Consider the following 24,780-nt stretch of genomic DNA (forward strand, 5'->3'; position numbering starts at 1 on the left):
CGAAAAGTCCATATATCATCTTACTCTATATATTGATATATTCAACCTTGAATTTCAATATATAGTATGTTAAAGAAAAAGAAGTAGGAAACCCTACTTCTTTCTTATGTAAATTTAGTTTATTGCTTCCATGCAGCATCAAATTTTGCTTTACCAGCTGTTATTTGTGAATTTACACTTTGCTTCTTAGCTGCTGCAGAAAGAATGTTTTGCATTATTGAATTTAATTGGCTGTATGCAGCATTTGAATTCTTTTCTACTGGAACTGAGTACAAGTTCTTCATTGACTTAGCAATAATTGCTGGCGTCTTCATTGACTTATTATCTTTGTATTCACTTGAGTTTACTGCAGCAGTATTAACTGGTACATAACCTGTTGCATTTGCCCACGTTAATTGACTTGACTTAGATACCAAGAATTTCATGTATTTAAATGCTGCTGCTTTTTGCATTGCACTTGCTTTACTAAACATGTAAATATCTGTACCTTGTTGCATGTTGTACTTAGATGGACGTGCAGCTACACCATAAGTAAATTTGGTTCCAACACCCTTCTTCACAAATCCTTCACCAGCACTCGTACCAATGTACATTGCAACTTTTTCATTTGCAAATGGTCCTGATAAGTAGTGTTCACTTCCTGCTGTTCTGAAGTAACCTGCCTTTACTCCATCTGCATAGTAGTTGATAACTTTCTTAGAAGTGGTTCCTGAGAAGTTAATCTTATTTGAGAAATCCACACCTTCATCCTTCATGCCAAGTGTGTAGTAATTTGAAAGTGAGTCAAAACCTGCACCAACAACTTTATGACCACTCTTTTCATAGATTTTCTTAGCAGCTGCTTTAAGTTCAGCCATTGTAGTAGGTACTTTGACATTGTATTTCTTGAGAATATCTGCATTATAAGTCAAAGTTTCTACAGATTTATTAAATGGAATCCCATATTGGGTTCCTTTAATTTGCGCACCTTCAAGAAGTTCTGTCTTAATATTAGATGACTTAGCACTTCCCCAACCAACTGTTTTATCATTAATATAAGGCGTAAGGTCAACTAACATTTTATTATTAGCCGCATTCCACAACCAACCTGGATAGGCCTGAGTAATAGTTGGTAAATTATTTGGTGATTGCAAAGTTGAATTAATCTTTGCTTGTAAATCAGTGTACGCACCTTGATTTTCCAACTTAATAGTAATGTTAGGATTTTTCTTTTCAAATTCAGCAGTCAGTTTTTGTAAGGTTGATTGTTGAACTCCTGTCATAGCATGCCAGAAAACAACAGTTGTCTTCTTAGTAACTTTAGGAATCTTAACGGAACTAGTGGCATTAGACTTAGTTGAACTTGTTTTACTACTAGAGCAAGCAGTAGTGCCAACTAAAGCTAAAGCAGTCATACCAGCAACAGCTAATCTTTTAGCAAACTTCATAAGGATATTTCCTCCAATAAAACTAAATACAACAATATTTTTGATTTTTAACTAAAGCGTGATTGTTTGTCCACGTTTAGGTAAAATCCGTTCCCCATAAGGATTCTCTGCCAACTCCGGATGCAATGTGTGCACCGGGCATAGAATGCGAGGTTGAACTAATCCAATAATTTCTCTGAGTTCTTTATCATCAGCATGGCCTGAACAACGTAAGGCAGTGAACTCAATATTTTGCCTTTCCAAAGCTTCAACAAAAGGTTTGTATGCTGGATCAAAATCACCCAACGGTTCAGCATTTGAGTGAATGTACAGGCCATTTTTCATCAGATCGCCATAATTAGCAACTGCTTGCCAAAGGTATTTGTGATTATCTTTTAATAAGTCTTGATATGAAATTTTCAAGTTAGGATCAAGTGATTTATATTTTTCTTCCCCTGGCAAGTAGTAATAATAGTAATCTTTATTCAATGACTCTTTAAGCAAATCTGCCCTTTTAGCATGTAGAACAACTTTTCTTGGAGATTCTTCAATAATCCGTAGAAGTCGCTCTACATTAGTAGGGTAAGTATTAAAAGTTATTTGTCTTTGAGGATTTTCTTGTTCTAATTGTACTATTCTTTCTGTTAATTCATCTTCATTTTTAGGGCCAGAAAATTCTTGTCCTATATGTTCTGGCCAGGAAATTCCTGTACCTTCAACAATAAACAAATCGGCGTTTTTTACAGCTGAAAGGTATTCTTTGACCCATTCAGGATGATACCCATGCAACCGAATATCTCCTGTAAAAGCAATTAGCTTATCTGGGGTTTTAACAACTAAACCAGTCGCTCCATATGCATCGTGATCACTTGGCCATACTTCCAAAGTAATATCTCCTACTTTTATGGGAGTTTTATATTTTGCAGGAATAATTGAACGCGTATAATTTTTTTCATGATTAGCTGCTGGCAACAAAAAATCACCATTTTTATTTAATACTGGCAAAAGTGCTGCAGTAATTGGTCCCGCATATAAAGGAACTTCTGGCGCCAATAAATTAAGTGCCTTACTATGATCTAAATGCAAATGAGAAATATAAGCTGCTGCATGCTCCCATTTTTCGTGATTTAGCTGCTTACCAGTTATAGCCGGATCATAAAAATCAGGAACATCGCCAATGAGCTGATACTTAATCAAAGTTTGATAGCTTTCATCTGGCAAATTTAATTCAGGCCGATATACTTCTCCTAAATCAAACAAAACATGGCTTTTGTTATAAGCAACTTCAATCATTGGCCCACCAATCGTTGTTAGACCATTATAAAAAGTTACAGTTGTTTTATCCTTTAAGGTCATTTCTAACTACTCCTCGAATAATTTGCTTTCTAAAGATAAAGTAGACAATCAAAATTGGAAGAACTGTCAACGTTGCTGCTGCTAATTGAAGTTCAGTTTCACTACCAGAATCTGAAGCAAACGAAGAAAGTCCATTGTTAAGCAATCGCATACTATCTTCATTAGTCACAAGTAATGGCCATAAAAAGGCATTCCATCCACTAATAAAGCTAAGTAGACCAACTGTAAATAGACCACCTTTACTCATAGGTACCAGTACTTTCCATATATATTCCCAATCACTCGCTCCATTAATCATGGCAGCCTTATAAATAGTATCTGAAATTGACCCAAAGTAACTTTGTAAATAATACATATAGAAAATAGATGTTAAAAATGGCAAAACCAATCCAAGATAAGTATTCAATAATCCCATTTTTGCAATAGTATTATAATTAGTAAAAATTATTGCTTCTCCTGGAACCATTAATAGAGAAAGTAATAAGCTTTGCACTAACCCTTTACCTTTAAACTTCAAACTTGTTAAAGCAAAAGCAGCAAGTAGGGCATTAAATAAACTCACAATTGTTGTAACTGACGCTGTTATAAAGGTATTTAAAAAATACCTTGCAAATGGTGCTTGAGCAAAAACTTTTGCATAATTGCCCCAATTAAATTTATGTGGAATTAAAGTCGGAGGAATAGTTGTAGTTTCACTATAAGACATCAATCCACCTAAAATCATATACACAAATGGGAACACTGTAATTAATGCAAAAATTGCTAGAACTACGTAGGCAATTAAATTACCAATTCGAATTTTTTTCATTAGTATCGTCCAATCTTTTTCATCATTTTACGTTGTAAAAATGTTGTTAGTAAAATAATTAAGAATAATACGACAGTTGCGGCCATTGCAACTCCAGGAGTTCCAACCATTTGGAATTTATTATAAATATAAAATACTGCTGTAGTGGCAGAATTTCCAATTCCTGCTTGCCCATTAAACAAAGCATAAACAGAAGTATAAATTTTAAATGCCCCAATAATATTCATAGTTAACAAAAATGCTAAAGTTGGAACTAGTTGTGGCATTGTAATTCGCCAAAACTTTTCTCGTTCACTGGCACCATACATATCTGCCAAAATATAATAATTAGGGTCAATATTTCTTAAAGCTCCCATTAAAATTACAATGTCAAAAGCTAAAGAAGTCCAAATTCCGAAAATAATTATTGTGATTAAACTCATACTTGGATCATCAATCCAATTTGGAGCAGGAAGATGCACCGCTTTTAATAAGTAATTCAGCAACCCATATTCGCCATTAAAGATATATCTAAAAACGATACCTATTGCAATCGTACTTGTTACGTATGGCATGAAAAAAGTAGTTTCAAGAAATGAAGAATGCTTTACTTTACTAAAAATAAACCAAGCCAACATAATCGAAATTGCTAAACTAACCGGCACAGCAAAAATAGCATAGATTAAAGTATTTTTAATTGCGCGCCAAAATTCAGGATCTGAAAAAATATATTGATAATTAGAAAAGCCAGTCCATTCCAAATTAATTAATGGTCCGCTTTGGAAACTCATTGTAAAAGCCCGTAAAATAGGCCATACGCTAAAAACAGTAACAAAAATTAAAGTTGGAGCTAAAAATAACCAAGCCTTTTTTTGATTAGTTTTCATTAGTAAATTCTTTCCCCTTCCGGAGTAAAGATAAAGATTCGATCTAGCCGTAGCTTTAATCTTACCTTATCTCCTGCCTTAATCGGCACTTCCAAATTAACAAGTGATCTAGCTTGTTGACCATCATAATTAAATTTTAGAATTCTTTCTCTACCAATTAATTCAACATCAACAATTTGGACAGCTAGCTCACCATTGTCAGCAGGAGTAATATTTTCTGGACGTACAGATAAAATATAATTTCCATCAACTAATTGTTTTCTTAATCTCTGTTTATCCCAATCTGAAACTTTAATTGTAAAATCACTTGTCTTAATTTCATCGTTTTCAACTGTTACAGCGAAATTATCGATAACTGGATTTCCAATAAAGTTAGCAACAAAATGATTTTTAGGTTCTAAATAGAAGTTTTGTCCGTTATCATCTTGTTGAATTACTCCATTATTGAAAAGGATTATTTTATCACCAATTGATAAAGCTTCTTCTTGGTCGTGAGTAACAAATAAAGTTGTAATCCCCACTTCTTTGACTAATGCTCTGATTTCTTCTCTAATCTTCAAACGAAGCCGAGCATCCAAGTTACTTAAAGGTTCATCCATAAGTAATATTTTAGGTTCACCAACCAAAGCACGTGCAATTGCGACACGCTGTTGTTGCCCACCTGACAAATTGCCAGGTTTTTGATTGGCCAAATCCGTAATTTGAGTCAAAGCCATATACTTCTTGGCTATTTTTTCCGCTTCTTCCTTTGGTCGTTTAGTTTTTCCAACGGTAAGTGGAAACATAACATTTTGTAATACAGTCATATGTGGATACAATGCGTAATTCTGGAACACATAGCCAATCTCACGATCTTTAGGTTCCACATTAACCACATTTTTTCCATCAAACAAAATTTCACCACTAGTTGGATTAAGCAATCCGGCAAGCATATTTAAAATTGTGGTTTTACCACACCCAGATGGACCTAATAAACATACAAGATCACCCTTTTTAACGCTAAATGAAACATTTTTAATTGCTTCATGGCCGTTATCATAAACCTTACGAAGGTCTTTTACTTCAACAAATTTTTCTTCGTTCATCTAATAACTCCACTACTTACTTTGAAAATTCTCTTATTTGAGTGTACGGGATTTTTCGGTAAATTACAATATAAAATAATGATAAAATTCGGTTTTTACCTATCATTTTATTAACATTAGTATTTTTATATATACACAATCTAAAAATCCGAACTTTATTTATATAACTATAAACTTAATTAGCTACTTGCAAACTATTGTCTTTACTTGCCCGCCCATTTTGATAATTAAATTGAAATCCAGGTTGAACATTGAAAATATAGACATTAAAATCTAACATTCCATCAGTCGAAACTGCCTGTAAATTAATGCCACGCGCCATTAATTCGTTATTTCTAAAGATAGGCGTTGCTTGATAAATCACTTTTTTCCCTTGTCTAAGAGCTTGTCTAACTTTTCCTTCAAAAATAGTCTGAACTTTTTGATTAGAATAAGCTGTTTGCGTAAATAAATTTTTAGGATTATTTTGATCACCTGACTGGTTATTAGGTTCATAATTACCATTTTGATCAATTCCTGCTGAAACTGAATAGGCAATCAGATGGCCTCGGTTATATATTTGTTCCCCACTTGAACGATTAGAGTGCCACGCAGTTGGATTTACGAATTGCCTTACTCGCAAACTATCATTAGCAACATTTCTTTGTTCTAAAAAGCCAGTATTTGAATGAGAAGTTCTATTTAGATTATCTAAATTAGAATAAATAACTTTGTTAACCTTCCAAGCGTTTTTTATTAATGTTGAATGATTATTATTAACTACAACATATCCTTTTTGACCTGATTGAAAATCTAAATTAGCTAACTTTTGATAATCACTAGTTGATAATCCACCATATTCGGTATCAGCACTTGTCGCTGTAAAAGTATTTTTTGCTGAATTACTTGAACTACTAGAGTTATTAAAGGAAGTTATTGAATTAACGGCAGTAGATAAATTTCCACCTGAACTTTGGTAAATTCCCCAAAAAGCAAATGCTAATACAAAAAGAATTGAAGTAATCGGATTAAATTTTCTATTTGATGCTCTTTTCTTTCTTCTTTTCGTCATTATTACTCCTAACTTCTTGCCCAACTATCTAACATATCAAGGAAAAAACTTTCGCTAAGTCGAGAAATCTTAATTCCTTCTGATATTAACCTTCTTGCTTTTTGCAATTCAGAATTACTTTTTGAAAAGAAGTCCTTATCCCCCATGACTAAATAATCTATTGTGGAATCAACATGGTCTCTTACTTGACCGCCCATATTACTTACAATTAGCTCTAATTCTTCTTTATTAACAGTACCTGCAAAAACGACAGTTTTATTTTTTAATGGATTGCGTTTAATCAAGTATTCAAATGGAATTTCTTCGGTTAAAACACAACTTTTTAAACTATCTTTGACTTCATTTAACATCTCAGGGGTAAATTGCTTTCGGTAAATATCAAATACTGCTTTAGTATCCAATGAATCTTTTAATCCTCGATGTGCTTCTGATTCACTAATTCCTAGTCGCCGAATGCAGTCTAATAAGCGATTATGACTCTCTTTTTTAAAAAAGACTCGTGAGAAATGTAAAACATCAATATAGTTATTACTCAATTTTTTTAACTGAAATTTTTCACAAAGATCATAAATAAAGTTCAAATCAAAGTTGACATTATATCCAACTATTACATCTCCACCAATAAAATTTCTAAATTCAGTGATAGCTTCTTTTACAGGCATCCCATTAGCTAAAATTAATGCTTCATCTATTCCATTTAGCTTAGTAATAAAGCGTGGTACCTTATTATCTTTAGGATATTTTACTAGTTGACTATATTCTGCAACTACCTTTCCATTTCTTACTTTAATACCAGCAAGTTCTGTTATTCTATCACGATATGGTGATAACCCCGTTGTTTCAATATCTAGCATTGTATAATCGTCTAAAAATGTTACAAGCTCATGCCCTTTTTTTCGTAGTTTATTAGCTAAATTTTGATTTGTGAACTCCAATTGACCGGATACTACTTTTACTGTCATTAACTTATTAAACCTTCTAATAAACTTTCACTATTACTTTCAGCTGCAATGCTTCTCTTGGCTACATCTTGAGGTAAATCGGTGATGCATAAATCTGCCGATATATAATGCCAACTTTCAAATTGACTTACTAAATGAGTAATCGGTTCTAACAATTGTGGGCTTAACTCATCTACACCTAAGCCTAATACTGCCACTTTTTTACTCTCATTATTAGTAATAAAAATCCGTAATCTTGTATTAGCATCTGTATCTGGATAAAAATGGGCAGTTAAAGGCATATGGATTTCCATTTCACTATTACAAATCTCACATTTTGGCACGCCATAAATTTGCAAATCACTTTTTAAGCCATGATTAATCCCACTTGAACAAGCCATAGTTGTCCAATCTCCAAAAATATTAAAAATCTTTTTAGAGTCAAATCCAGCATTTTCAAAAGCATGGATATAATAACTTGTTGCAATAAAGTATTCTTTTCCCTTAAGCAAAGTTTTCAAATTTTGCATCATTGAACTCGCTTGATAATTAATCGAATAATTATCAATAAATCTACGCCAAATACTCCATTGCTCATCCCAATTGCTTAATCTTCTATCTAATGCATCTCCAATAGTTTTAAAATTATATTTCTCTACTAAATCTGGATACTGGATTTTAAAACTAGCTTCATCTAACATATCGAATCCATCCAAACTAGCAAACCCGTTTCCAGCCGTAATTAAAATTGCATCTGCTTCATTTATAATTTTTCTAGCTTTCTCAAAATCAGACATTTTTTCTATCCTCATCTCTTCAAAGGTGTTTCATCTCTGCAATCATTCAAATGAACATGCAGTTTACTTATCTCAACAAGTACCTCGCTTAATTTTGCCATATTTTCAATTGTTACATATTCATATGGTCCATGAAAATTTGCGCCTCCGTTAAATAAATTTGGCGTAGGAATGCCTTTTTCACTAATAAAGTCACCATCTGTACCTCCACGAAATGGAATATGCTTAGCTGTTATGTTGAGTTGTTTATAAGCATGATGAACTAAGTTAACAACATAGGGATTTTGCTTAATTAAATCACCGGGAGATTTATATTGATCTCTCATTTCAATTTTTACTCGCCCTTTACCATATTTAGCATCAATTTTATTAGCCAAGTTTTTAAGAAATTGCTTTCTAGCTAAAAAATCCTTTGTATCAAAGCTTCTAATTATTAAGTTGACCATAGCTTGATCGACATTACCAGAAAAATCAGTAACTAAATAAAATCCATCATATCCTTTACTCTTCTCAGGTACAAAATCTTTAGGCAAAGCAGCGATAAACTCATTTGCCATTAAACCGGCATTTACCATTAGCCCATATGCTTCTCCAGGATGAACAACAGTCCCCGCAAAAGTTACTGTTGCACTCGCCGCATTAAACGTTTCATATGCAATATCACCAATATCGCCATTATCAAGTGTATAAGCAAATTCAACTGGAAAACGTTTAACATCAAATCGCGCAGCCCCTTTTCCAATTTCTTCATCAGGTCCAAAAGCTAGCCATATATCACCATGCTCAATTTCAGGATGAGAAAGTAAATACTTAGCCATCCCCAAGGCCCCGGCGATTCCCGTTTTATCATCTGCGCCAAGTAAAGTATCTCCTGAAGCAGTAAGCAAAGTATGACCAATAACTTTTTTCAAACTTGAGAATTGTTTAGAAGATAAGACATGACTCTTATCAAGTCTAATATCTGTCCCATCATAATTTTTATGAATTTGAACTTTAATATTTTTACTGTTGTAATCGGCTGTATCCACATGTGCTACAAAGCCAATTGCAGTTACTTTTTTAGATGTAGTTGCTGGAATTTTTCCTAATAAATAAGCATCTTTTGGGGAATAGCTAATTTGCGATAATCCCAGCTCTATCAATTCTTGTTTTAACAACTGTAACAATTCAACTTGTCCAACACTAGTGGGAACAGTTTCACTTTCAAAATAAGAACGGGTATCTACTTCACAATACTCAATAAACTTATCTTGGATATATTTTTGATCAATATTCAAATTAGTCGCCTCCCTTGTTTATAGATTTTAGGCTCTTTTGCTACATAAAAAAAGACGCCAAATTTTGACGTCTTTGTCTAGTATTATGCTACTAACTCTGGCTTATTTCTCGATAAGCTTGAAACAAAGTCTTTCTTAAAAGTGGATCATGAGCATAAAGATAAGTCCCATAAACTCCCCTTTTAAACAGGACATTAATCTGATTCATAAAAAGTCGTTGCTTAACTTGTTCTAATTCTTGCGGATCAAACAAATCAGCCCGCTTCTTAAAAGCCTCAGTATCAGTAAATTTGCTAGTATCAATTTGAACCTTATTAGTCCCAGGAATTTGGCTAAATGGTGGGCTCAAGATGATACCGGTATAATTCAAATCAAAGCCTTGACAAGTATAAAAAGACCCTACTTCATTAATCGTTTCTGGTATTTCAGCCCAAGGCTTACTAGTGTAATTATATTGATCCCAAGGCATTTTAAATTTACCTTCTTCAATATAATGGTTTTTACCATCAAGAATAGACGGATACCCTGTTGTCGATAAAATTCTAGATAATCCAACTTCTTGATTTCTTTTAACGATTTCTTGTCGCATTTTTTCTGCATCGTCAAACACACGAAAATCATATCCTAATCTAGCATTCTTAGGAAATGGCATAATCTTAGCCTCATCAGTAAAAGTATTAAACCAATCAATTAACTCCGAGCTAGCATTCATCCTAAATTGATGAGTTAAATGATAATCTTCATGAGGATACTGATGAGTAATTTTCTCTAATCGTTTAGTCGACCAGTATGTTTTAGTTCTCATAACTTGATATGGATCAAAAACTAAGATTACCACCTTGGATCTTTTAATAATCTCAATTAATTGATTATCATAAGTAAAATTATTATAGGCATCCCTGTGCGACAAAAGTAAATGAGCTTCATCAATAACTACAATATCAACTTGAGCCTGCTTTTTATCTAATTCATTGATGAGCGAAGTTGGCCTAGTAAAATCCTTCTTATATAATCCTGCTTCTTGCCCAGCAATCTCTTTATATACTTTCAATATTTCGGGGTGATTAACTAGAAAATAATTTTTAGTTCCATATAAATTAGAATTCTTCTCATTTCTAGCAGCTAATTGAATTTGATTAAATAAATGAGCTAAAACCACGCTTTTTCCAGTACCTGCATCTCCATAAACAGTAAAGATAGCTGGATTATCACCATTAATATGTTTTCTTGTAAAAGAGATAATTCTTTTTACGAGATTTTCTTGCTCAGTAGTTAAAGGTAAATTGACTGATAATTTTTCAGTAGCATCATTAGTTAAAATAGGTAATACACACTCTTTTCTAATAACTCAGGATAGTTTTTATTTTATTACTAAAAAAGCAGTTTCACTTAAGAAACTACTTTTCATTTAAACTAACTCGCTAAGCAAAACCTACGAATTCATTCCATTTTGTTAATATCCTTTATTAATTCTACTGTTCCTGATTCAGCTATTTCAGATACCATTAAATCAATTGGATATTGGCCATGATACTTTTTCTCATAAGCTTCAGTCACTAATTTAATAGTCTCTTTATCAGTAACAAGATTATAGTTTACTTGGTAAAGCTTTCCTTCAACAGCAACTTCTCCTCCATTGGCGGTTCCATTAAGAACCCATTTAGTTGCTTTATCTCCTTTTGCTCCGCGAATAAATAAACGATTATCTGCAACTACACACCAAACTGGATTATCTTCAGTCCAGTGTTTATCGCTATCAAATGGATGATTTTGTAAAGTTGAACTTTCATTAAAATTAGCTAATTCTTCTTTAGTCCAGGTCATATTTATATTCTTTCCTTTCTACTAATCTTCTCGCATATCTTGTTCCCAACTACCAATGGTATTAACGTTTGCCTTATCAGCCACCTCTTCTAATTGATTAATTTCTGAAGATGTTAATTGAACTTGAGTAACCGCTTTGGCATCTTTAACTTGATTTACCTTAGTTACTCCGATAATTGGAAGAGCACCCTTAGCCATTGCCCAAGCCATCGCTGTCTGAGCAATGCTAATTCCATGTTTATCACCAATTGCTTGTAAATTATTAAGTAATTCGGTTAATTGAGGCAACTTATTGTTATAGACTTGCGCTCTAACACTGCCTGCTGGGAATGGATTATCTTGATTGTATCTACCAGTTAATGCACCTTGTTCTAAAACCATGTACGCAAAAAATTCGATATTATTTTGACGGCAGTAATCAAGAATTCCTGCTTGTTCAGAAGTTCGATCAAGCAAGCTAAGGTGATTTTGTACAGCATCAAGCTTTAAACCTGCCTCGACCAAAATTTTTTGAACTCGTTTAATCTCACTTAAAGTGTGATTAGATACACCAATATGCTTAACTTTTCCACTTTTTACTAAATTAATTACCATTGGTGTCCATTTTTCAACATCAGCGTCATTATGAATCCAGTAATAATCAATGTAATCCGTCTTCAAGCGCTTAAGACTTCCTTCAAACATTTGCTCAACTGGATTTTCACTATTATCAGCCATTTGTGGTGTGAATTTTGTAGAAATAGTCAATTCCTCACGTGGCGTATGTTCCATCAAATTTCCTAAAATACGTTCAGAATTTCCAGCACCATATGCAAAAGCAGTGTCCCAAAAAGTTAAACCCGACTTAACTGCTTGGTCATATACTTCCTGAAAATGTGACTGATCATAATTATTACCAAAATAGCTATTATTATCGCCCCATGCCCATGCACCAAGGACAATCTTAGATTCTTTATTCATTAACTTTATCCTTCCTTAGTCTTCATTAATTTTATATTCTTTGAAATATGATTTATCTTCCGTTATTTCACCAGATTCATAAAGTGAAATCTTATGATTCAAACGATCAATTGACCGCTGTAAATTATGTTTCTTTTCTTCCAACAAATCCCTTTGTTCTTCTAAAAGTTCTTTTCTAGCATCAAGCGTTGCATCTCCCTTTTGAATTAAAGCTACATATTCTACCAATGAATCAACACTCACTCCTGAGTGGCGCAAGCAAATAACCATTTCTAAAAAATGTTGCATTCCATCAGTGAAATATCGATTGCCATTACTTTTACGCGGTATGTTAGGTAAAAGTCCAATTCGTTCATAGTAACGAATCGTATCAGTGGTAATATTATATTTTTTACTAATTTCAGTAATTGTTAAGTTAGCCATTTTTATCCTCCCGCTTTAGTTAATAGATATCTTATTACCTGGAGTTAGCTTCAAGTCAAATATTATTTTCAAAAAGTTCGTAGAAATTTTCATAGAACACTTTATCAAGCTGCTTTGACTCGATATTCGTTTCTTTTAAAGCAGAAATAATTTCATTTGTAGCTCCTGCTGGCTGAATTCCAAATGGTGCATCAGTTCCAAACAAGATATGGTTACTGCCATAGTAATCTAACGCTAGTTTTAAGGCACTTGGATTACCTAAAATTGCAGTATCTACATAAAATTTCTTAAAATCATCAGCTTGCTTCTTAGGTAAGATATGATTAATTCTCTCTGCAAAAAATGGAACCATACTACCTGCATGATGAACAATAATTTTTAATTTAGGATATTTTTCAAAAATCCCATTTTCTGTTAATTGAAGCATTGCTTGACCTAATTCATATTCCCAGCTGAAAACCAAATTATTATCTGGTTTTCTTTCATCGAAAACTGGATGAAGTAATAATGGCACATTATCTTTTTCAGCTTGGGCAAAAATCGGTTCAAAACTTTCATCAGCGATACTTTTTCCTAAAGCTCTTGTAAAAATCTGAGCTCCAATTAATTTATTTTCCTTGCTTGTTATTTGATGAATTATTTCAGTTGCAACTTTTAAGTTATTCATTGGTAACATAGCAACTGCAGCAAGAAATTTTTCGTTACTCATAACTAACTCATTTAATTCTTCATTAGCCATTTGACAAAGTTTTGCCGCCGTATCTGCTCTAGCAAAGTCTTCGGGATTAATATTTACTGCACTAATTACTTGCTTGACGCCTTCAGGAATACTTTCTTGTCTTTTGACAGGATCAAATAAGATAGGATTATTTACATAAGGAAAGGTGTCGGCTAAATTAGGTTCTATTTCTAACATTTTTTGATAGAACTTCTGAGGTAAAAAATGTGAAAAGACATCAATTTTCATTGCTTTATCAGCTCCTTAACCAATTTTTTATCTAATTGTATTGGTTGGAGTCAACTCCAAGTCAAGATTTTTTTCAAAAAAATAAGCAACCTCAAAATGAATTGAGATCGCTTATCTAAACTAATTAATGCTCTGAAGCTCCAGTATTTGCATCAGGTTTTTCTTCAACCTTTGGCTTTTCTTCCATCTTTTCAGCTTCAGCCTTTCTTGAGGCTCCAGTATTTGCATCTGGATCAGAATTGCGACGGTAAGTTGCACCAGTTGTAGCATCTGGGTCAACTACCAACTTTTGACCAGTGGTTTCACAGAAGTACTTAACAAATGGATATAAGTCTTGTACCCATTCGTAAATTCCGCGATAGTTACCTTCTTCATCTTCAACACGCTTGTAGTAGTGTAAAACTAATTCCTTCAAGTTACCAGTTGGAACTGGCATGTAAACATCATCATGTCCGCCTTCTTTAGTGCGAAGTGCGTGAACAACCTTTTTAGCGTTAGGGATAACATCACGTACATCTGGGTGAATTTGTCCCATTGTGTCACCAACTTGAGCAGGAACACGCTTGGCCTTCATCTTGTAATTAGGATCAGTCGGACGGTTATACCACAAAAATTGGTTATTTTCGTCAACAAAAGTCAATTCACCAAAAGTATTTCTAAGCATCCAGTTCAATTGGTTAACAGTCATTAAACCACAATCAAGTTTAACGTAGTCATCGCCTTCAGCAGCATTAACTTTCTTTGCTGCTTTATCAAGCCATTCTGGATCATCGTTTTCAATACCAGAAACGGTATATTTCCCTTTACCTTTGCAATCAAAGTCTTCTTTTAAATAATCATCAGGATTCATATCTTTTAGCCATTTTGGTTCAGCCATTGTAGTTCCTCGCTCTCTTTGTTATGTAATCGCTTTTATCATAACTTTAACGCTATACTAATTCAATATTTCATTTGATATATTTTATATTTTTCTTTTATCTTTATAAAATATAATTTTATTTAAGTGCAAAATATATTCCTTTAAATAATAAAAAAGCATCCTAAGATGCTTTTCAAGTGTTTTCTATTGTTTAATAACTTTCCGCTTTTTTGCCACAAATAATCAAAGCAATTCCGACAACTACTGCAAAAATCGGAACAATCATCGTAAAAACTGAAATGTAATTTTGTGATATAAAAAGTACTACGACTCCCCAAAATGCAGTAAACATGCCGACATCAATTAAAGAAGCAAGTTGAAAGGTCTGATATGCTTTTAAAACTAGCGCAATAATTAGCAATACCACACTAAGTAAGCCAAAGAATAGAGCAAATTCACGAAAAACGAATGCTAAAATTTCTGGAACTATTAAGGATTGGAGTAAAAAAATTAAGGCAACAATTGTTGCCATCAAGAAAGTATCCAGACTATTTAGGCGATTAAGGTAATTCTTTCTAGTTTTTTAATTGCAAAAAACCAAGAATTACACTAGCTCCCCAAATTATCAAAGGAATACCAAGCTTAAGATTTAAAATATTCATATATGTCCCTCTCTTTAAAAAATCGACGAACTTTGTTACAAAAATTGAAAGCTAACTTTCGATTAATCATAAGTTCCTTTCAATTTATCGACATTCTAACATGCACCTCTTTGACCTTCAACAATTTTTCACGCTTATTTTTTACGAAAAAAGCATGACAAAAATGTCATGCTATTTAAATTTAACAATTTGATCAAACATCTCTTTTTCATAATCGCTTATCTTATGGGCAACTTCAATAACTGCTACTTGTGGATTTTTTAGCAAGGTTTCATGTATTGCTTTTGACATTACTGGATCCAATGCACTAGTTGCCTCATCCGCCAAAATAATTGGACGCCTTGAAAGCAGAGCTCTAGCTATTTCTACTCTCTGGATTTGCCCACCTGAAAGTTTATTACCATTTTCGCCAACATAAAAGTCTAAGCCCTTGCTTTCAACCAAATCATTCAAGCCCGCTTCTTTAATAGCTGCTAATAATTCTGCTTCAGAACAAGTTCTTCCTAAGGTAATATTAAAGCGCAAACTATCATCAAATAAAAAAGGCTTTTGATTGACATAGGAATAATAATTATGTGCTGACTCCCAATTACCAGTTACATCTTTTTGATTTATTAATACTTTACCTTCTTGAGGTTGCTTTTGACCTAGCATTAATCTAAGTAAGGTTGTTTTTCCCCAACCACTTGGGGCCATTAAAAGAACTTTCTCACCTGGATTAACCTTTAAGTCAACATTTGAAAAAATTGTTCTTTTATCTGAACTAGTTTGATAACTTAAATTTTGAACCTCTAATCCAGTAAAATTATCACGCTTTTCAACTTCATCATCTAACTGATAATTAACAGCTCGTAAGCTCTTTTCCCACATAGGTACCGTTGATTTAACCTGATTAAATTCTTGAAAAATAGTAACTACTGGCGTAATAAAATTCATTGCTAAATCAACTAACATTACTAAAGTACCAACTGCTAACTTACCTTCCATCATTAAAATTCCACCAATTGTACATGGAACTATAAAACAAAAGAGTTCTGCAGCAGAATAAATGAGTTCTAATGCCCAAGCTTGAGTTAAATTCATTGACTTTAAGGCAGCTTCCATTTTAGATGCTGACTTAGTTGCCCTAACTAAGATATTATCCCTGCTATTATACAAATTAGCAGCATTCGCACCATTTAAGCTATCAGATACACTTTGTGTATAATCAGCATTGGTTTTAGTCCAAATTTTAGCCTTTTGCGTAATAATTTTGCTAGTAAAAATCTGCACAACTGCTGGTGCTAACGAGGCTACAATAAAAATCAAAGTCATTTCCCATGAATTATAAAATGCAAAACTTAAAGCACCAACAAAAGTTATACTTTGAAAAATCATATCTAATTGTGCAGTGACACGATTAGTTTCAATTTGTTTTAAATCATTAGTCATTAAACTTAAACCCTGTTTAATGTCACTATCTCCTCGATCAACTAAATAAGCAATATTTTTCTTTTTTAAATAGAGGTTTACCTGGCGGATAATTTCCATTTTATTTGCTTCATACAAGAAATTGCTACACATAAAAAATAATTGACCAACTGCTGTAATACCAGCTAACCCAACTAATTGCATCATATCTTTTTTACCAGATGAAGCAACATTAAGCATTAATTTGAGCATGTAGGCCACAAATAAAATATTGCAGGCTTTAATCGTTGCAAAAAAGATAAATAAAAAAACTTTACGTTTTTGTGCGTATTTAAGACTCATTTATTTCTCCTTAAATATTTTAACGTCCATTACATTGTAACTAATTTTAAGAGATTCTGCATTCTATCCGCAAAAATGCATTTTATACTAAAAAAAGTTAAAATTAATGTTATTATTTCATTAATATCAAAAGTATTAGTAAGGAGACACACATGAAACAAGGAACTAAAATTCTTACACTGGATAATGGCTATCATTTATGGACAAACACTCAAGGAAGCGGTGATATTCATTTACTGGCCCTACATGGCGGACCTGGTGGGAATCATGAATATTGGGAAGATACTGCTGAACAATTAAAAAAGCAAGGTTTAAATGTCCAAGTTCACATGTATGATCAATTAGGCTCTTTATACTCTGACCAACCAGATTATAATAATCCTGATATTGCCAAAAAATACCTTACTTACGAATACTTCTTAGATGAAGTTGAAGAAGTTCGACAAAAATTAGGTATTGATAATTTTTATCTCATAGGCCAAAGTTGGGGCGGATTATTAGTTCAAGAATATGCAGTTAAATATGGTAAACACTTAAAAGGCGCTATTATTTCATCAATGGTTGATGAAATTGATGAATACGTTGAAGCTGTTAATCGCAGACGCGAAGAAGTATTAACCAAAGAAGAAATTGACTTCATGCATAAGTGTGAAGCTGAAGGTAATTTTGATAATCAACGATACCAGGATGATGTTCAAATCTTGAATATTAACTTTGTTGATCGTAAACAGCCTTCGAAGTTATACCACTTAAAAGATTTAGGAGGAAGCGCAGTTTACAATGCTTTTCAAGGAGATAATGAATTTGTCATCACTGGTAAGCTAAAAGATTGGCACTTTAGAGATCAACTTCCTAACATTAAAGTACCTACTTTATTAACCTTTGGGGAACATGAAACTATGCCTATTGAAACTGCTAGAACAATGGAGAAGCTTATTCCAAATTCTCGCTTAGTTACTACTCCAAACGGAGGACACCACCATATGGTAGATAATCCTGATGTATACTATCGTCATTTAGCGCAATTTATTCAAGAAGTCGAAACTGACACATTTAACAAATAAAGACCATTTAAAAAGCTATTAGAATATTTCTCCTAATAGCTTTTTATATATAAAGATTTTATGCACGTGACTTGTAAGTACCTTCTTGCGTATTAATAACTAATTCGTCACCTTCATTAATAAAATCTGGTACAGTTACAACCAAACCTGTTTCCATAGTAGCTGGCTTACCACCACCTGCTGCGGTAGCACCCTTAATTTCGGGTTGAGTTTCTGCTACTTTCATAGTTACAGTAGCTGGTAACTCAATACCTATCAATTCGCCATCATCAGTAAACTCAAGTTGTACTTCAATATTTGGCATTAAGTAAAGAGCATCATCACCTAATTGGTCTTTAGTGATTTCATATTGTTCATAAGTTGTAGTATCCATAAAGATGTAATTATCACCTTCAGCATAAAGGTATTGTGCACCTTTTTTAGCTACTTCAACTAATTCTACTTTTTCACTTGGTCTCATTGTCTTATGAATCACTGAACCGGCACGAACATCTCTCAAGTCCATTTGCATAACTGTATTTCCCTTGCCAGGTTTGTGGTGATTACTCTTTAATACTCTCATTAGCTTTCCGTCTTGGCTAAAAATCATACCTTTTTTTAGTTCAATTGCATTTACCATAATTAATAACTCCTCTTTAAATCAAATATTTTTATACTAACTTTTCAATTACTAATTGACGGGGGCAAAGCCAGAACTTTCATCAACATATAAATAATCCAATTCATACATCTAGTATACCAAATTTAGTAGCATCTTAAATATACTGAATCAATATGATGCCCTTTTGTTTTATGTAAAACAACATTTGCTCTTGCCTTCGTTGGGGCAATAAATTCTCTTAAGTTAACCAGATTAACAGATTGCCATACTTCTTTAGCAGCATTTATCGCTTTAGTACGATCGCTGTTGGCCCAATGATAGTAATAATTATCAGGATTATCTTTATTTTGTTCCATTAATTCTTTAAAGCGACTCAAAAACCAACTCTCAATTAACTCTTCATCTGCATCAAGATAAATTGACAAATCATAAAAATCTGAACTAACAATTGTTCCATTCGGTGGTAATTGTAATGTATTAATCCCTTCAATAATTAAAATATCTGGGCTTAGAACATGACCGAATTCGTCCGGTACAATATCAGATATACCTTGAGAATATAGAGGATAAACAATATCTTCTTTTCCCCTTACTACATCTGTTAAGAAGTCATTCAAGCGTTGCATATTATAACTTTCTGGGAATCCTTTTCGACTCATCAGATTTTTAGCCTTTAGTTCATTATTTGTATATAAAAAACCATCTGTAGTCATTCTCTGAATCTTTAACTCTGGATATGTCCTTTGTAAAAGCAGACGCAACAAACGAGAGGTAGTTGATTTACCAACAGAAACTGAACCTGAAATTCCTATAATAAATGGTCGTTTAGAAATCGGTCGCTTTAAAAAATCAGCTTTTTTCTTCTCTTTTTCTTTAGATTGTTTAAACACTACCCCTATATAAGCAACTAAAGATTCATATACTTGTCGAACATCTTTAATACTTAAAACGTCACCATGTGAATTGATTTTTTCTAATTCTTCATGACTTACATTGATATTTAAATTAGGATTTAAACTTGCCCATTCTTTTCTGCTAAAGTGTGTAAAAGACTTCATAATTCACCACTCCAAATTAAAGCACTTCAAATATAAAAATAGCATAAAAAGTAAAAGCAGGCGATAATTGCCTACTTTCTTAATTTCAAAATAACCGTTAAAACAACATTTTTTCCATCATAGCTAGCATTTATTTTTCCACCAAAAACCCTTACCAAGTCTTGGGCCATGGAAAGACCTATTCCAAAGCCTCCCTTTTGACTATTATGAGATTCATCTGATCGATAAAACCGCTCAAAAAACTTATTATAATTTATACTTTTACCATCTTTAAAGCTATTTTTCACTTGCAAAATAGCATTTCTTCCTAATGATCCTTTATTCAAGTTAACACTTACTCGACCAGCTTCATCACAATATTTGTTAGCATTATCAATTAAAATATTAACCAGTTCATATAAACTTTGTTTTTCTCCATTTACAAATAAATCAGGTTCAATTTCTATATCATAATTCTTACCATCTTTTTGAATCAGACTTTTAAAACTATTAGCAGCTCTTTTTACAGAGTCAGAAAAATTAACTCGTTCTAAAATTAATTCATCTTTTTCACTCATTCTTGCTAAACTGATTAATTGATTAATTAACATCGTTAACCGCTCTACTTGTTCTTTAGTACTTTCAGTCCATTCATCACTTTTGCCTATCATTTCTTCCATTTCAGTATTTGCGGAGATAATTGCAAGCGGTGTTTTTAATTCATGACCCGCATTAGTAATAAAGCGTCGCTGTTTCTCATATGCTTCCACAATTGGTTTAATTGCTTGATTAGAAAGTAAAAACAAAATTAAAGTAAAAAAGATTAGACCACTAATTCCTAAAAAAATTGCTACTCTAAATAAATGCTTATAACTAGCGGTTATTGGCGTAGTATCAAGAAATATTGCAATCGTTTGATTAGAACTTTTACTTTTTACTAAAATAAAACGATATGGATTCGAATTAATCATAATACTACCTTCACTAGTAGTATTTTTTATAGTTCTTTTAATTAAAGAACTATTGCTAGTAATATCACTAGCTGAAATCGTAGAAATATGGGTATTATCAACTAATTTTAGCTTACCTGTACTAGATAAACTAAGAGTAAAATAGCGATACTTAAATAAAGAATCCTTATTAGAATCCGGTCCCAAGGTCTTTCGAGCAGCTTTTTGATTTAACTGGCCATTGTTTTTAGCTAAAAGTTGTAAAACATTTGTTATTTCCTTATCTGTACGGTATTGAGTCGCTAAAACGACCCCACCAAATGAAGCGAAAAGGATAATTGCCAACGACAATACTGCAACTGCGATAAATTTACGCCGAAATTTTTTAATCATCAGACCTTATCCTTTCTTTACTTGAAGCATAAAACTCCCATCTTTTTCCCCAGATATTTCCACATCAGCCCCAATGGCTTTTAATTTTTCACGTAAATATGAAACATATATCCACACAATATCCTCATCTTCGTCCGAATCTTTCCACACATGTGTAAAAATAGCCTGTGTAGAAAGTTTTTTTTCTTTATTTAATAGTAAATATTGTAGTAGTTCTGTTTCTTTATTTGATAATCTTACCGAATTTCGACTAGAAGCCTCCTGGTTTTCCACATCTAAAAATAAGTTAGCCAACTGAACTTTTTTAGTAGTATAGCTATCTTCTCGCCGCTCTTTTGAACGCAAGCGAGCTAATAATTCTTTTAATGAAAAAGGTTTTGTTAAATAATCATCAGCTCCATCATCTAGTCCTCTAACCTTATCATCTATTTCACTTTTAGCTGTCAGCATTATAATATAAGTTTTATCCCCACTTGCTCTAATTTCTTTAACAGCAGTTAGCCCATCCTTAATAGGCATCATAATGTCAAAAATCATTACATCATATGCTTTTCTTTGGGCCATTTCAACTGCTTCTTGACCATTAAATGTACTATCAACATCATATCCTTGACTTGTCATCGCTACTGTTAGAACTCGGTTTAATTGTTTTTCATCTTCTGCAAGTAATATCCTCATGATTCATCTTCCTTAATTAACTGCCGAATAGTCTGCATACTTAAATCACAGCTTGCCAACTCATCGGCTACTCTTTTCAACTCTTTGCTAATTCTTTCTGGATTTTTGATATTATGTTTGTACTTCATTTCATGTTCCAAACTTGCCCATGTATCCATCGCAATAGTTCTTAATTGAATTTCAATAAAATAATGACCTGGTTTTTGTCCCTTTATATCTTCAAAAGGAACCTCTTTTTCGATAATTAAGTGATAAGAACGATATCCATTAGGTTTAGCATTTTTTATGTAATCTTTTTTCTTAACTATGTGGATATCTTTTTTCAATTCTAATAATTTAATTACTGTATATATATCGTCAACAAAGTTAGTCACAATTCGAACGCCGATTGAATCCCTATTTTTAATCAGAGCTGATTCTGGTGTCAATGGTAGTTGCTTGCGCTGGCACTTTTCAATCATACTTTTGTCTGATTTAACTCTACCTTCAAAATGTTCATATAACTTTTGTCCATGATTTTTTTGATATTCTTCATTCATCGCAGTAATTTCTTGCCGCATATCCTCTAAAATAAGGGGCAAGTAAGCTTGATATTTTCCATAAATACTCATAGCATAACCTTCCTTATTGTTATACTTTGCATTTTAGCAGAGCTTTAAGAAAAAAGTGTGAAGAAAAAGCCATCTAAACGATGGCTTAATAATTACTTATCAATATATAAATCTTTCTTAACTTGTAAAAGAGGACTTAACTTTTCACAATAAATTATATCCAATTTATACATAGCTCGTGAAGCAATTGTATACACTAACTGACTTTCATCAAAGTTATGATAGACTTTATCACTTGCATCCCACATAACAACAGCATCAAATTCAAGCCCTTTAGCAAGATATGATGGAACTACAATTGTCCCTGGAACTAATCGTTGATTAGCTGAGGCAATTAAAGTAGTTTTTACGCTCTTTTCTTTTAATGCGGTAAAAACAGCCTTACTACTTGCTAAATCTTTAGTTATGATAGCTGTTGTCAACTTTTGAGCATCATTTTCTTTAATCACAGACATCAAACTTTCTATTTCTGCCAAAAAGTCTGCTCTCTTATAGAATGTTGGTTTCGGACCCTGTCGATTAAAGGATTCAATTTTTTCTCCCTGAACTAATATTTCTTTTGTAAATTCAGTAATCTGCTTAGTTGAGCGATACGACTTGGTCAGTTGAACAACCTCTGTTTTTTCAGGATCAAATAATGTCGATATTTGATTTAATAGGTCATGACTAGAATCCTTAGTAAAAATAGCTTGGTTTAAATCACCGAGCATTGTAAATTTAGCTCTTGGGAAGTTAAACCGTAAATAAGCAATTTGAAATGGTGTGTAATCTTGAATTTCATCAACAAAAGCATATCTCATTTCATAATTGGTTCTTCGCCCTGTAATCAAATCATATAAGTATAAATAAGCACTTACATCCGTCATTTTTATTTTCTTATTCTTAAAACCAGTTATAACTTCTGATATATGCTTATCCCATTCTTCTTGTGAAAATCCATATTTAGTGAAGTCTACACTTTTGCCCACTAATCGTAGAAAATTAATATATTGCCGGCGGATATTCAAAAACTGATTATGATTAATTTTCTTATTAACTTTTTGAAGTTCCTTTATTACTATTTTTCTAGCTAAAAAACGTTCTTCTTTTTCACTTGATTCAAATTCTTGATCTGGTCGATCATATAGTTGATTCAGTTGTTCCTGACTAAGATTTTCTATTATATCTGCAACCCAAGCTTTTTTACTTTCACTAGTAATCATATGGTTCAAACTATTAACCAAGCTTTCGCGGGTCGCATCAATTCTATTAGACAATTTATAATTAGGTGGGAATGAATAATATATATCCTTTATTTTTTCTTTGCTGAAAAATGGTTTGTCTTTATCTCGGAAATAAAGATCTTTGAACACCATTCCCTTCTCTTTTAAGAGCTGTGCATAACGTGTAACAAGTTTAAAGAAATAAATTGAATCTTTAAAGTCCTTTATTTTATTATTTTTTTCTGAATTTTCAAATTGTTCAAATAAGTTTTCTACAGCTATTCCTGGCAAACGACGACTAGCAAATTGCCAGTATGTCATTTGTACCATATTTTGTTCACCCATTTCTGGTAGAACATTTTCAATATAGTCATTAAAAAGCTGATTAGGACTAAACATAATTACATTTGAACTAGTCAAATTTCCTCGATAACGATATAGAAGATACGCTATTCTTTGCAAAATTGCACTAGTTTTACCACTACCAGCAGCTCCTTGAACAAAAAGCAAGTCCGCACTAGTATTACGGATTATTTTATTTTGTTCTTTTTGAATTGTAGTAACGATTGATTTCATTTGTGTTGAAGACTTTTCTCCCAACACTTCTAATAACATTTGATCACCAATTGATTCATTGGTATCAAACATATTTTCAATATGACCATTTTCAATCATAAATTGACGTTTCTTGGTCATATTAACTTCTTGTTCACCACTAGGTGCATGATAAGTAACTTTACCTAGCTTACCATCATAATAAATTGAAGAAATTGGAGCACGCCAATCATAAATTAAAAAGTGATCATCACGATCAGCAAAAGATCCTAAACCGATATAAATAGTTTCTGGCTTTTCACCTACTTCTTCAAAGTCTACTCTTGCAAAATATGGCTTTTTTTCTAATCTTTTAAGAGTAGACAATTGCTTACTTGAATGTTGCCAAGCATTTTGTCTTTCAGCTAACATTTGTTGTTGCTGGTGAATGGATAAAGCCGTATCCATCGAAGTTGAATAGCCATCATAATCCAATTTTAAATCATCGAAAAAATGAGCATTCAAATTACGCGCTTCTTTTTCAGCAGATTTAATCGATCCCGCTAATTTAGCTTCTTTTTTCTTAATTAGACCTAAAACTTCATCTAAGTGGGCTTGTTCATATCTTTTTTCATTCTCAAAATTATTCAAAACTTTCCCACCCTTTCTAAAAATC

Annotated in this window: 24 protein-coding genes; 1 reads left to right on the forward strand and 23 read right to left on the reverse strand. The window is 32.7% G+C overall.

What is annotated here, in order from left to right; genetic code table 11:
- Positions 1-119: 119 nt before the first annotated feature.
- The 17 genes from ACNDLV_RS04005 to ACNDLV_RS04085 all read right to left on the reverse strand — a co-directional run bounded on the left by ACNDLV_RS04005 (position 120) and on the right by ACNDLV_RS04085 (position 17,034).
- Complete coding sequence (locus ACNDLV_RS04005) at positions 120-1,427, reverse strand: extracellular solute-binding protein (protein ID WP_006586287.1); 1,308 nt, start codon at positions 1,425-1,427, stop codon at positions 120-122.
- A gap of 51 nt (positions 1,428-1,478) precedes the next feature.
- Positions 1,479-2,762, reverse strand: coding sequence for an MBL fold metallo-hydrolase (locus ACNDLV_RS04010; protein ID WP_006586286.1), 1,284 nt, complete (start codon positions 2,760-2,762; stop codon positions 1,479-1,481).
- On the reverse strand, positions 2,746-3,570 hold the full coding sequence (locus ACNDLV_RS04015) for a carbohydrate ABC transporter permease (RefSeq protein ID WP_006586285.1): 825 nt from the start codon (positions 3,568-3,570) through the stop codon (positions 2,746-2,748). Before ACNDLV_RS04015 ends, ACNDLV_RS04010 begins: the two co-directional genes overlap by 17 nt.
- A complete protein-coding gene (locus ACNDLV_RS04020) occupies positions 3,570-4,436 on the reverse strand; it encodes a carbohydrate ABC transporter permease (protein ID WP_006586284.1) in 867 nt (288 codons plus the stop codon). Before ACNDLV_RS04020 ends, ACNDLV_RS04015 begins: the two co-directional genes overlap by 1 nt.
- On the reverse strand, positions 4,436-5,521 hold the full coding sequence (locus ACNDLV_RS04025; protein WP_006587604.1) for an ABC transporter ATP-binding protein: 1,086 nt from the start codon (positions 5,519-5,521) through the stop codon (positions 4,436-4,438). The genes ACNDLV_RS04020 and ACNDLV_RS04025 overlap by 1 nt, the downstream gene beginning before the upstream one ends.
- Before the next feature lie 175 nt (positions 5,522-5,696).
- Entirely contained in the window at positions 5,697-6,572 is an 876-nt protein-coding gene (locus ACNDLV_RS04030; protein WP_006586282.1) for a DNA/RNA non-specific endonuclease, read from the reverse strand.
- Between the two features lie 8 nt (positions 6,573-6,580).
- Complete coding sequence (locus tag ACNDLV_RS04035) at positions 6,581-7,534, reverse strand: exonuclease domain-containing protein (protein WP_006587603.1); 954 nt, start codon at positions 7,532-7,534, stop codon at positions 6,581-6,583.
- On the reverse strand, positions 7,534-8,310 hold the full coding sequence (locus ACNDLV_RS04040) for an SIR2 family NAD-dependent protein deacylase (protein ID WP_022091395.1): 777 nt from the start codon (positions 8,308-8,310) through the stop codon (positions 7,534-7,536). The genes ACNDLV_RS04035 and ACNDLV_RS04040 overlap by 1 nt, the downstream gene beginning before the upstream one ends.
- An 11-nt stretch (positions 8,311-8,321) precedes the next feature.
- Positions 8,322-9,587 (reverse strand): peptidase T, encoded by a 1,266-nt coding sequence (gene pepT / locus ACNDLV_RS04045; RefSeq protein WP_006586279.1) that lies wholly within the window; start codon positions 9,585-9,587, stop codon positions 8,322-8,324.
- 91 nt (positions 9,588-9,678) lie between these two features.
- Positions 9,679-10,908: a DUF2075 domain-containing protein gene (locus ACNDLV_RS04050; RefSeq protein WP_034530458.1), complete on the reverse strand. Its 1,230-nt coding sequence runs from the start codon at positions 10,906-10,908 to the stop codon at positions 9,679-9,681.
- A 119-nt stretch (positions 10,909-11,027) separates the two neighbouring features.
- Complete coding sequence (locus ACNDLV_RS04055; protein WP_006586277.1) at positions 11,028-11,411, reverse strand: DUF2255 family protein; 384 nt, start codon at positions 11,409-11,411, stop codon at positions 11,028-11,030.
- 21 nt (positions 11,412-11,432) lie between these two features.
- A complete protein-coding gene (locus ACNDLV_RS04060; RefSeq protein ID WP_006586276.1) occupies positions 11,433-12,371 on the reverse strand; it encodes an aldo/keto reductase in 939 nt (312 codons plus the stop codon).
- A 15-nt stretch (positions 12,372-12,386) separates the two neighbouring features.
- Positions 12,387-12,794 carry a MerR family transcriptional regulator gene (locus tag ACNDLV_RS04065; RefSeq protein ID WP_006586275.1) on the reverse strand — a complete coding sequence of 136 codons (408 nt, stop codon included), beginning with the start codon at positions 12,792-12,794 and terminating at the stop codon, positions 12,387-12,389.
- 55 nt (positions 12,795-12,849) lie between these two features.
- Positions 12,850-13,761, reverse strand: a complete 912-nt coding sequence (locus ACNDLV_RS04070; RefSeq protein ID WP_006586274.1) for an amidohydrolase family protein — start codon at positions 13,759-13,761, stop codon at positions 12,850-12,852.
- Positions 13,762-13,885: 124 nt separating this feature from the next.
- Positions 13,886-14,638, reverse strand: a complete 753-nt coding sequence (locus ACNDLV_RS04075; RefSeq protein WP_006586273.1) for a PAS domain-containing protein — start codon at positions 14,636-14,638, stop codon at positions 13,886-13,888.
- A 193-nt stretch (positions 14,639-14,831) separates the two neighbouring features.
- Positions 14,832-15,152: a hypothetical protein gene (locus ACNDLV_RS04080; RefSeq protein WP_006586272.1), complete on the reverse strand. Its 321-nt coding sequence runs from the start codon at positions 15,150-15,152 to the stop codon at positions 14,832-14,834.
- Between the two features lie 301 nt (positions 15,153-15,453).
- A complete protein-coding gene (locus tag ACNDLV_RS04085; RefSeq protein ID WP_006587602.1) occupies positions 15,454-17,034 on the reverse strand; it encodes an ATP-binding cassette domain-containing protein in 1,581 nt (526 codons plus the stop codon).
- 152 nt (positions 17,035-17,186) lie between these two features.
- Between ACNDLV_RS04085 and ACNDLV_RS04090 the strand changes: the two genes are divergently transcribed.
- Complete coding sequence (locus ACNDLV_RS04090; protein WP_006586270.1) at positions 17,187-18,098, forward strand: proline-specific peptidase family protein; 912 nt, start codon at positions 17,187-17,189, stop codon at positions 18,096-18,098.
- Positions 18,099-18,156: 58 nt separating this feature from the next.
- On the opposite strand, the gene efp is transcribed toward ACNDLV_RS04090, so the two are convergent.
- The 6 genes from efp to helD all read right to left on the reverse strand — a co-directional run bounded on the left by efp (position 18,157) and on the right by helD (position 24,755).
- Entirely contained in the window at positions 18,157-18,717 is a 561-nt protein-coding gene (efp, locus tag ACNDLV_RS04095; RefSeq protein WP_006586269.1) for an elongation factor P, read from the reverse strand.
- A 125-nt stretch (positions 18,718-18,842) separates the two neighbouring features.
- On the reverse strand, positions 18,843-19,757 hold the full coding sequence (gene coaA, locus ACNDLV_RS04100; protein ID WP_006586268.1) for a type I pantothenate kinase: 915 nt from the start codon (positions 19,755-19,757) through the stop codon (positions 18,843-18,845).
- 71 nt (positions 19,758-19,828) lie between these two features.
- Positions 19,829-21,079: a sensor histidine kinase gene (locus tag ACNDLV_RS04105; RefSeq protein WP_006586267.1), complete on the reverse strand. Its 1,251-nt coding sequence runs from the start codon at positions 21,077-21,079 to the stop codon at positions 19,829-19,831.
- 6 nt (positions 21,080-21,085) lie between these two features.
- Complete coding sequence (locus tag ACNDLV_RS04110) at positions 21,086-21,757, reverse strand: response regulator transcription factor (RefSeq protein WP_006586266.1); 672 nt, start codon at positions 21,755-21,757, stop codon at positions 21,086-21,088.
- The gene (locus ACNDLV_RS04115) at positions 21,754-22,368 is read right to left on the reverse strand and encodes a GTP pyrophosphokinase (protein ID WP_006586265.1); all 615 of its coding nucleotides are present in this window, start codon (positions 22,366-22,368) and stop codon (positions 21,754-21,756) included. Before ACNDLV_RS04115 ends, ACNDLV_RS04110 begins: the two co-directional genes overlap by 4 nt.
- A 92-nt stretch (positions 22,369-22,460) precedes the next feature.
- Entirely contained in the window at positions 22,461-24,755 is a 2,295-nt protein-coding gene (helD, locus tag ACNDLV_RS04120) for an RNA polymerase recycling motor HelD (RefSeq protein WP_006586264.1), read from the reverse strand.
- Positions 24,756-24,780: the final 25 nt, after the last annotated feature.

It is taken from the genome of Lactobacillus fornicalis, assembly GCF_055362665.1.

Coding starts and splice junctions, on each gene's coding strand:
- ACNDLV_RS04025 (WP_006587604.1), bottom strand. CDS start 5,521: ATGAACGAAGAAAAATTTGTTGAAGTAAAAGACCTTCGTAAGGTTTAT.
- ACNDLV_RS04005 (WP_006586287.1), bottom strand. CDS start 1,427: ATGAAGTTTGCTAAAAGATTAGCTGTTGCTGGTATGACTGCTTTAGCT.
- ACNDLV_RS04085 (WP_006587602.1), bottom strand. CDS start 17,034: ATGAGTCTTAAATACGCACAAAAACGTAAAGTTTTTTTATTTATCTTT.
- ACNDLV_RS04075 (WP_006586273.1), bottom strand. CDS start 14,638: ATGGCTGAACCAAAATGGCTAAAAGATATGAATCCTGATGATTATTTA.
- coaA (WP_006586268.1), bottom strand. CDS start 19,757: ATGAAGTCTTTTACACACTTTAGCAGAAAAGAATGGGCAAGTTTAAAT.
- ACNDLV_RS04010 (WP_006586286.1), bottom strand. CDS start 2,762: ATGACCTTAAAGGATAAAACAACTGTAACTTTTTATAATGGTCTAACA.
- ACNDLV_RS04020 (WP_006586284.1), bottom strand. CDS start 4,436: ATGAAAACTAATCAAAAAAAGGCTTGGTTATTTTTAGCTCCAACTTTA.
- ACNDLV_RS04035 (WP_006587603.1), bottom strand. CDS start 7,534: ATGACAGTAAAAGTAGTATCCGGTCAATTGGAGTTCACAAATCAAAAT.
- ACNDLV_RS04015 (WP_006586285.1), bottom strand. CDS start 3,570: ATGAAAAAAATTCGAATTGGTAATTTAATTGCCTACGTAGTTCTAGCA.
- ACNDLV_RS04115 (WP_006586265.1), bottom strand. CDS start 22,368: ATGAGTATTTATGGAAAATATCAAGCTTACTTGCCCCTTATTTTAGAG.
- ACNDLV_RS04030 (WP_006586282.1), bottom strand. CDS start 6,572: ATGACGAAAAGAAGAAAGAAAAGAGCATCAAATAGAAAATTTAATCCG.
- ACNDLV_RS04110 (WP_006586266.1), bottom strand. CDS start 21,757: ATGAGGATATTACTTGCAGAAGATGAAAAACAATTAAACCGAGTTCTA.
- ACNDLV_RS04060 (WP_006586276.1), bottom strand. CDS start 12,371: ATGAATAAAGAATCTAAGATTGTCCTTGGTGCATGGGCATGGGGCGAT.
- efp (WP_006586269.1), bottom strand. CDS start 18,717: ATGGTAAATGCAATTGAACTAAAAAAAGGTATGATTTTTAGCCAAGAC.
- ACNDLV_RS04105 (WP_006586267.1), bottom strand. CDS start 21,079: ATGATTAAAAAATTTCGGCGTAAATTTATCGCAGTTGCAGTATTGTCG.
- ACNDLV_RS04040 (WP_022091395.1), bottom strand. CDS start 8,310: ATGTCTGATTTTGAGAAAGCTAGAAAAATTATAAATGAAGCAGATGCA.
- ACNDLV_RS04055 (WP_006586277.1), bottom strand. CDS start 11,411: ATGACCTGGACTAAAGAAGAATTAGCTAATTTTAATGAAAGTTCAACT.
- ACNDLV_RS04080 (WP_006586272.1), bottom strand. CDS start 15,152: ATGGCAACAATTGTTGCCTTAATTTTTTTACTCCAATCCTTAATAGTT.
- ACNDLV_RS04070 (WP_006586274.1), bottom strand. CDS start 13,761: ATGAAAATTGATGTCTTTTCACATTTTTTACCTCAGAAGTTCTATCAA.
- ACNDLV_RS04065 (WP_006586275.1), bottom strand. CDS start 12,794: ATGGCTAACTTAACAATTACTGAAATTAGTAAAAAATATAATATTACC.
- ACNDLV_RS04090 (WP_006586270.1), top strand. CDS start 17,187: ATGAAACAAGGAACTAAAATTCTTACACTGGATAATGGCTATCATTTA.